A 7,901-nucleotide genomic window follows, 5' to 3' on the forward strand; every position below is an offset into this window, starting at 1 on the left:
CGCGTTCTCGCGGGCCGACAGCCGACTGTCGGGCTTCCTGCTCGGCAACACCGTGGAGATGGTCGCCTGGACCCTTGGGCTGGTCGCGGCCGTCCTGCTGGTCCGCGGGTCGACCACCGGGGTCTACCTTGCCGCGACGGCCGGCTTCGTCATCGCCATGGTCGGCGGCTTCGCTGACATCGGCCTGCTGTACCGGTCGGGTGCCCCGGTCGCGGGGCCCCTTGTCCTCGCCCGGACCCTCACCACGGTCACCATCGGCATCGGCGTCGGCCTACTCGGTGCGGTGACCGTGGTGACCCGACGCCATGGCTGGCGGGAACGGACCACGTCGGGCGAGGGCGGACCGCAACCAGGGCCGCAACCAGGGCCGGACGTCGGGACGGAGCCGCCGGCTATGCGGCCTCGCCCCGATATGGCAGGCTGACCGCCGTGAACGTACGCGCGGCAGCCGTTGCCGGCGTCGCTGGAAGGCCCGCCGTCGCCATGACGACCGCGGGACGCCTCGCACGCGCGTCCACCTTTGCCGGGTCGTCGGTCTGCCTCGCCGTCGCGGCCCACACCGCGGCCGGCGGCCACCGCCCATCCTCGACGCTGGTTGTCTGCGCATTCGGGTTGCTGACCCGCATCGCATACGGACTCGCCGGGCGGGAACGGCGGTCCATCGCCGTGCTGGCCGGCATCGGGCTCACCCAGCTTGCGCTGCATGTCACGTTCGCGCTCACCTCGCATGGCGCCGGGATGGCGGGTGAAGCGGTCCTCGCCGACGGCATGACGATGGCTGTTGCCCATGTCAGCACGGCCGCCCTTGTCGCCGCCATGCTCGCCATGGCTGAGCGGGGGCTGTGGAACGCGGCCAGCCTGCGCGCCGCGGTCGCCGGCGCTCGTGCGCGCACACGGGCCGCCGCCGTACTACTACGCGCCGTCCGCTGGTTCGCAGCCACGCTCGTCATCCCGGTGTCCGGCCCGATGCTTGACGCCAGGCCCTCTGCGCGACGGCACGGTAGCGACCGGTCCGCGGGCTTCATGCCGCCGGTAGCCGTGGCCGGAGCCCTGTTCGTCCGCGCCGGCAGACGACGTGGACCACCGCTCGTCCGCTCGGCCAAAGCTGCCTGAACCGCCTGCGCTGCCTGAACCAACCCGGCCTTGAGCAAGACACGGGTTCCGCTGTGACCATCGGCAACCTGCCAAATACTCCTGCCACCGATTTCGCGTGCCCAGAGCACGTCTTTCGCGAGCAATCTCCTTCGAGACGATTCGAGATGATCAGCATGTCTCGCACAATCCGTGGCGCCGCCGTGCTCGGCGCCGCCCTCAGCGGCGTGATCGCTTTCGCGCTGCCGGCATCGGCACACGTCACCGTCGCACCGCCGACGGCCGTCGCCGGTGCGTACACGACGCTGATGTTCCAGGTTCCAACCGAACGCGACGACGCGTCCACGACCAAGGTCGACGTCCAGTTCCCGAGCGACGCCCCGATCGCGTCGGTATTGATCAAAAACTTTCCTGGCTGGACCTACGAGGTCAAGAAGGTCAAACTGGACAAGCCGATCACTACGGATGACGGCACCATCTCCGAGGGTGTCAGTGAGATCATCTGGACTGCCTCGTCCGGCGACACGGCCATCAAGTCGGGCGAGTTCGCACAGTTCGTCATCTCGGCCGGGCCGTTGCCGGACAAGCCCGGCGCGCTCGCGTTCAAGACCCTGCAGACCTACAGCGACGGCCAGGTCGTGCGATGGATCGACATCGCCCAGCCTGGACAGGCCGAGCCCGAGCACCCGGCGCCCACGCTGACCCTCACCGCCGCAAGTACCGACAGTACGGACGCGCACGGTGGCTCAGCGGCGACTACTACCACGTCGAGCGGCACCACGTCGAGCGGCACCGGGACGAGCGGCACCGGGACGAGCGGCACCGGGCCGAGTAGCGCAACGGCGATGCAGGCCGCCTCCCAGAGCACCGACAGCTCGGACGGAACAGCTCGCGCTCTGGGTATCGCAGGCCTGGTCGTCGGGATCGCCGGGATCGGATTCGGCGCTTTCGCCCTGCGCTCCGGTCGCCGCCGAAGCACCACGCCCTAACGCTGCGTCCCAGGGGGGGCCAACGGGTGCGCGATCATGGTTCTGTTCGCCCGCCCGGAGGCTCCGGTCGTTCCATGATTCGGTCGTTCCATGATTCGGATGTGTCGGGATTTCACCGGACAAGGATGATCCGCTCCGACACATCCGGATTCCCCCTTGTTGTGATGCTCTATCGCGGACCACACTCGGACGGTGCCGGGGGCTCACAGCGCCAACAGACGCGGACTCGGTTCAGCCGAAGCCGAAGCCGATCACGGCCACGGCCACGGCCACGGCCACGGCCACGGCCACGGTGGCGGCGGCGGACGCCCCGCGGCCGCCAGCCGCCGTAGCCGGATCGTCCTCGCCGTCCTGCTCGTACCGTTGTTCGCCGCAACAGCCGTCGGCGTGGGCGCGCTGTGGCCTGGTACCGGCCATCGGCCCATCCCGGACGTGTTCCGTGCTCCCGACGGCACGCCCATCACGCTGGTGAACGCGACGATCAAACGGGCGGAACGCGGTCCGTGCGGCGGCGGAACCGTCAGCGAGGCGGCATCACCACCGGCACCGGCACCAACATCGGCATCGGCATCGGCATCGGCATCGGCCGGACAGCAGACGACGGCATCGGCGACCGCATGTCTGGAGCTGACGGTCCTGATCACCAGTGGCCCGGACGCCGGCCGGACCCGACCGCTGGAACAGTCCGTCGACCCGGCCGGTCCGACCTTCAGCGCCGGGGACAAGGTCCGGCTCGGCCGGAGCACATCGCCCGGCGGCGGCGTCGACTACTATCTCAGCGACTTCCAGCGCGGCCGACCGCTGGGCATCCTCGCGCTGGTGTTCGCCCTGGTGGTCGTGGCGGTCGCCCGTTGGCGCGGGCTCGCCGCGCTGGTCGGCATGGCCCTGACCTACCTGATGCTCGTGTTCTTCCTACTGCCGGCGCTGCTCGACGGACGGTCACCGGTGGCGGTGTCGCTGGTCAGCGCGGCGGCGGTGCTGTTCGTCCTGCTGTACCTCGCGCACGGCCCGTCCGCCCGCACCTCGTGCGCGCTGCTCGGCACACTGGCGGGCCTCGGCCTCACCGGCGTGCTCGGATACCTGGCGATCCGGCTGACCACACTGACCGGGCTCGGCTCGGACGAGTCAGCCTCCTTGAAGGCGTTCGACGGCCGGCTGAGCCTGACCGGACTGATCCTCGCCGGCCTGGTGATCGGTTCCCTCGGCCTACTCAACGACGTGACCGTCACCCAGGCGTCGGCGGTGTGGGAACTTGCCGACGCCTCGCCGCACGCGCCGCCGCCGGAGCTCTACCGGTCAGCCATGCGGATCGGACGGGACCACATCGCATCCTCCATCTATACGATCATGATGGCGTACGCAGGCGCGGCGCTGCCCTCGCTGCTGCTGTTCACCCTCGCGGACCGCTCCGCCCTTGACGTCGTCACCGGCGACCTGGTCGCCGCGGAGGTCGTGCGGACAGCGGTCGGTGCCATCGGCCTGGTCCTGTCGGTACCGATCACCACCGGCATCGCCGCGCTCGTGGCCGCCCGCCGCGCGCTCTAGGCATCCATTCCGGGCGCCCGCCTGGACAGTATGGCGCGTCGAAACGCCGGTTACCGCGGAAGAGGGCTAAATACCCCTATGGTGTGTTCGGGGTGGACGGGCCCCGGCGAGACCGGCAGACAGACGCGATCACGGCTGGGCCGCACAGGTACGCAGAGGCGGGTGGCGGGAGCACGGTGGAGCACCGTTGAGGATCAACCGATCGCGCTGCTGGGTTCGCGTCCCGTGAGCCCCGTTCTCGCTTCAGGCCGAGCTGGAAACTTCGTCCGTGCGCTATTGATCATAACGATCATCGCTCTGGTGTTCCGTGAGATGTTTCTGCTGTGGTTCTTCCACACCGCTGCCTGGACGAGCCGCCCGAAGGAGATCCACTGGTGCGGGTCATGGTACGAGCTGAGCAACGAACCGGACCGCACCCAGGCAGACGCTCGCAAACTCGCCGGCGGCGCCCTCACCCAGGTAGGCCGCCTGCCGGTCTGGCGGCCGATCGTTGCCTACCGACCCTCGCGCGACTGCCCGGAGCACATCTTCGGCAAGGTTGACCAAGACCGTTACACGACCTATCTGATCAGCGGGGGCTGAGACCCAACCACGGAGCAACCCTGGCTGCCGCCCCACTGAACGTCGCCCCTCCGAATGCGGTGTCACCGAAGGCCGTGTCTGCGCCGGCGGACCCGGCCGCGTCCGCTGCCCGGCCGTGCTGGAGCACGTGCACCCGCGCGTGGATGGAGTTGCGTTGCTGCAGCGCGGCACGCACGGCCCGATGAAGGCCATCCTCAAGGTAGAGCCGGTCGTCCCACTCCACGACATGCGGGAACAGGTCCCCATAGAAGGTCGAGTCCTCGTCGAGGAGGACGTCAAGCGCGAGCACCCGCTTCGTTGTGATCAGTTGGTCCAGTCGGACCTGGCGCGGTGGGATAGCGGCCCATTCCCGCTGACTCAGGCCATGGTCAGGATACGGGCGGCCATCACCCACAGATCTAAAGATCAACTAACACCTCCTCGACGAAGGCACACCTTCGCGGAACACCTGACAGCCTAGAATCCTCCGCCGACCCAGCGGATCGCGACCACCCTCCACATCGGTTGTCTCTACATCGCTGTGGATCGACAGCGGAACCAAGAATCAACATTTTTCGCAACAAACCCAATCCAACAATACCTATCATGTGAACCAAGCAGTATTGATCGCAAAGTTCTTCCGCAACGCAGCCCGGCACGATGCCCCCCAGAGGATCACGGTTCGCCGCCCACGCACAATGCCAGACGATCTGTCAATGTGATCTTTTCGATGCTGTCGCCCGCTAAAACCGTTCACCACTTGTGGACAAAGTTAGGTTAACCTAACTTCAATGCAGCGAAAGTGGCTCATACTGGCGGAGGGTGTTGTGGCGATGACGCGACCGAACGAGGAACCCCCACCCAACCGGGCCCACACGGTGAGCGACTCGTGCGTGCCGGTTCCCTGCGCCATGTTCCCGGCCCGGCGATGGATGTCATTGCGCGGCTTACCGGACGGGGTCACAGTGATCCGCACCCGACGATCATCGCGCCCGGACGGCGATGCCACGCCCGCGACTGGTCCCACGCTGGCCGCCGTCACACCAGCATGCCAGGTAGTCGAACTGGCGGGTGCGCGGATCACCTGCCTCGATCGCCACGGACTGAACATGTGGCGGGTCGGCCCGGACGGAGCCGAGGAGATCCGCTGTCCGCATAATCGGGATCGCGCACCGTTGTCGTACCCATGCGGGAGGTCCGGATGCTCCACAGGATGAGAACCCGCCTGACCCTGGTCACCACTCTGCTCACCGCCACACTCGGCGTGATCGTACTGGTGGCCACCGGATGTTCCGGCGACTCGCAGAAAGCTGCACCCACCGGCGGCACAGGGGCTACCGCGGGAGCCGCGCCGGCCACCGGGGCGGCTTCGCCCGCCGGCAACCAGGGCACTGTGGACAGCGCCGTCGCCAGCAGGACGACCAGTTTCCGCGCTCCGGGCGGCGGCGCGGGAACCATCGACGTCGGCTTCGTCGGCCTGAAGGTGGACGGACGCCTGGCAACACTCACTGTTGTGTGGACACCGAGGTACGCCAGTCCCCCGCAGAACAAGGAGATTTCGGTGTTCGACATGTTCGCGGCGCACAGTCCGGCGATGACCCTCGTCGACAGCGTCAACCTGAAGCGCTACTTCGTCGTGCAGGACAGCCACAATCTCGAACTCGGCGCCAACGGTCCGAGGACGAAGACGGTCAACAACACCCCGGTCAGCGCCTCGTACACCTTCGCGGCACCACCGGTGGACGTACGGACCGTCGACGTCTACGCCGATGATCGCCTGCTGTTCGACGACGCCCCGGTCGGCCGGTGACGCCCGCCACCGGGCCGACGCGCGATGGCGGCACACCGAATCGGCGGGATCCGACCGCTACGGTCGCCACACGTGCTGTCACACGTGTCGCCACACGGCTTACCATCCAGGTCACAGCGCTGGTCGCCGTGGGTACCACCGCCGTGGGTACCACCGCCGTGGTTGTCGCCCTGGCCACTGGAGCCACTTTCTCGGTCGGCACACCGGGCGCCTGGGCCGCGCCGGCGCCTCCCGCACCCGTGGAGACAGTAAGCGATCAGGCCATCGCCGAATCGGTCCTGCAGATCGACCTGGTGGATGCGGTCCGTCCGATCAATCTCGACAAGGCTGTCCTCGCGCTGCGGACCGAGCGCCATGACGGCTCCGGGGTGGCCGTGACCATCAGCTCGGATGTGTTGTTCGCCTTCGACTCCGCCGAGCTGACCGATGCGGCCCGCAGCCAGCTCACCGACATCGCCCCGCAGATCGGTAACGCCAAGGGGACGGTCGCAGTCAACGGCTATACCGACAGCACCGGCACGCCCGCGTACAACGTCATCCTGTCCCAACGACGGGCGAACGCGGTCGCGGACCTGCTGCGCCCGAAAGCCCCCGGCGATGTGCTGGTCACCGCTACCGGACAGGGCTCGGCCAACCCGGCGGCCCCGAACACCAACCCGGACGGCTCGGACAACAGCCCCGGCCGCGCCCAGAACCGCCGCGTGACCATCAACTACCGCACATCATGATCAATCATGCCGCCAGCCGCCAGCCGCCGCGCACGGTCGCCATCCGCTGCCGGGACTCGACAGAAACGATCTTTCTAGGTTTGTAAGATCAACAGGGCCGTTTTCGGCACACAAACCTCGAAAGATCACCGATCTTCGGCAGGTCGCCGCAGCGGCGGGTCGTATCCACCCGAACAGGTGATGTCGCCAGCGTGATCACAGTCCGCTATGCGTTGCACACGCAATGGCCGTACCGTCTCGAAGCATGACCGAGGCAATGCGGGGGCTGTCGGGCGGCACATACAGCACACCGGACGCACCGGTGAAAACCGCCGGGGAACGACCAGCGAGCAAGGCCGCCGAGCGACTGATCGAAGTGGACGTCCGGAGCCGGCCGGCCGGAATACCCGGTGCATCCGGTGCATCCGAAAGACCGGAAACTCCCGAGACCGCAGGCCCGGCTGTGGTCTTCGACCGGGCCACTGTCGCCTATGGCCGGACTCCGGTCCTGACCACCGTCCACGGGACCGTCGAGACCGGCCACGCCGTCGCCGTGATCGGCCCGAACGGTGCCGGAAAATCAACCTTGATCAAAGCTATCCTCGGGCTGGCGCCGGTGACCGGCGGATCGGTCACCGTGTTCGGTCAACAACCGGCCCGGGCCCGCCGTCGGATCGCATACGTGCCGCAGACCGAGACCCTTGACGCCAAGGTTCGGGTAACCGTCACCCAGATCGTCCTGATGGGACGGTACCGGTGGATCGGATGGGTGCGGCGACCCACCTTCACCGACCGGGCGGCGGCCGCCCGGGCACTGGCGACAGTCGGACTCGCCGATCATGCCCGCGACTGTTTCGGGACGCTGTCGAGCGCCCAGCGCCAACGGGTGATGCTCGCCCGTGCCATCGCGCAGCAGCCACGCCTGCTGCTGCTTGACGAGCCGTTTACCGAGGTTGACGTGCTCTGCCAGGCCGCTCTGTTGTCCACGCTCGCAACCATGCGGGCAAGCGGCACCAGCGTCGTGATCTCGACCCGTGATCTGGCGCTCGCACATCTGACCTGCGATGACGTGTTCCTACTCAACGACCCTCAGGTGACTTTCGGCCCCACCGCGTCCACCCTGACCCACTACAGGCTCACGGCCGCATTCGGTGGCAGCGAGATGGCACCACTGCAAGAGGCAACGATTGCAGCCCA

9 protein-coding genes and 2 pseudogenes are annotated in these 7,901 nt (G+C 67.7%); 8 read left to right on the forward strand and 3 right to left on the reverse strand.

What is annotated here, in order from left to right; translation table 11 throughout:
• The 3 genes and pseudogenes from U9977_RS18485 to U9977_RS18495 form a co-directional block, all read left to right on the forward strand.
• Nucleotides 1–424 (forward strand): annotated as a pseudogene (locus tag U9977_RS18485) (hypothetical protein); the annotation flags it as partial.
• A 5-nt stretch (nt 425–429) separates the two neighbouring features.
• Entirely contained in the window at nt 430–1,113 is a 684-nt protein-coding gene (locus tag U9977_RS18490) for a hypothetical protein (protein ID WP_322750534.1), read from the forward strand.
• A 155-nt stretch (nt 1,114–1,268) separates the two neighbouring features.
• Nucleotides 1,269–2,081, forward strand: coding sequence for a YcnI family protein (locus U9977_RS18495; protein WP_322750535.1), 813 nt, complete (start codon nt 1,269–1,271; stop codon nt 2,079–2,081).
• A gap of 231 nt (nt 2,082–2,312) precedes the next feature.
• Here U9977_RS18495 and U9977_RS18500 read toward each other — a convergent pair whose 3' ends face one another.
• Complete coding sequence (locus U9977_RS18500) at nt 2,313–2,498, reverse strand: hypothetical protein (RefSeq protein WP_322750536.1); 186 nt, start codon at nt 2,496–2,498, stop codon at nt 2,313–2,315.
• Between the two features lie 15 nt (nt 2,499–2,513).
• Here U9977_RS18500 and U9977_RS18505 point away from each other — a divergent pair, with 15 nt between their 5' ends.
• Nucleotides 2,514–3,626 carry a YibE/F family protein gene (locus U9977_RS18505; RefSeq protein WP_322750537.1) on the forward strand — a complete coding sequence of 371 codons (1,113 nt, stop codon included), beginning with the start codon at nt 2,514–2,516 and terminating at the stop codon, nt 3,624–3,626.
• 225 nt (nt 3,627–3,851) lie between these two features.
• Complete coding sequence (locus tag U9977_RS18510) at nt 3,852–4,208, forward strand: hypothetical protein (protein ID WP_322750542.1); 357 nt, start codon at nt 3,852–3,854, stop codon at nt 4,206–4,208.
• Between the two features lie 121 nt (nt 4,209–4,329).
• Here U9977_RS18510 and U9977_RS18515 read toward each other — a convergent pair.
• Together U9977_RS18515 and U9977_RS18520 are read right to left on the reverse strand one after the other, a co-directional pair.
• Nucleotides 4,330–4,617 (reverse strand): annotated as a pseudogene (locus U9977_RS18515) (type II toxin-antitoxin system VapB family antitoxin); the annotation flags it as partial.
• A gap of 553 nt (nt 4,618–5,170) precedes the next feature.
• Entirely contained in the window at nt 5,171–5,344 is a 174-nt protein-coding gene (locus U9977_RS18520) for a hypothetical protein (protein ID WP_322750538.1), read from the reverse strand.
• Between the two features lie 56 nt (nt 5,345–5,400).
• On the opposite strand from U9977_RS18520, the gene U9977_RS18525 reads away from it, so the two are divergent.
• The 3 genes from U9977_RS18525 to U9977_RS18535 form a co-directional block, all read left to right on the forward strand.
• Nucleotides 5,401–5,997: a hypothetical protein gene (locus U9977_RS18525; protein ID WP_322750539.1), complete on the forward strand. Its 597-nt coding sequence runs from the start codon at nt 5,401–5,403 to the stop codon at nt 5,995–5,997.
• 128 nt (nt 5,998–6,125) lie between these two features.
• Nucleotides 6,126–6,725, forward strand: a complete 600-nt coding sequence (locus U9977_RS18530; RefSeq protein ID WP_322750540.1) for an OmpA family protein — start codon at nt 6,126–6,128, stop codon at nt 6,723–6,725.
• 244 nt (nt 6,726–6,969) lie between these two features.
• A partial coding sequence (locus tag U9977_RS18535) for an ABC transporter ATP-binding protein (RefSeq protein WP_322750541.1) occupies nt 6,970–7,901 on the forward strand: 932 nt, incomplete at its 3' end.

Source organism: Protofrankia sp. Cas8, assembly GCF_963555845.1.
Taxonomy (GTDB): Bacteria; Actinomycetota; Actinomycetes; order Frankiales; family Frankiaceae; genus Protofrankia.

What these genes read in the sequence shown, in the direction of transcription:
- U9977_RS18495 (WP_322750535.1), top strand. Translation starts at nt 1,269, where the DNA reads ATGTCTCGCACAATCCGTGGCGCCGCCGTGCTCGGCGCCGCCCTCAGC.
- U9977_RS18500 (WP_322750536.1), bottom strand. Translation starts at nt 2,498, where the DNA reads ATGGCCGGTACCAGGCCACAGCGCGCCCACGCCGACGGCTGTTGCGGC.
- U9977_RS18520 (WP_322750538.1), bottom strand. Translation starts at nt 5,344, where the DNA reads ATGCGGACAGCGGATCTCCTCGGCTCCGTCCGGGCCGACCCGCCACAT.
- U9977_RS18525 (WP_322750539.1), top strand. Translation starts at nt 5,401, where the DNA reads ATGAGAACCCGCCTGACCCTGGTCACCACTCTGCTCACCGCCACACTC.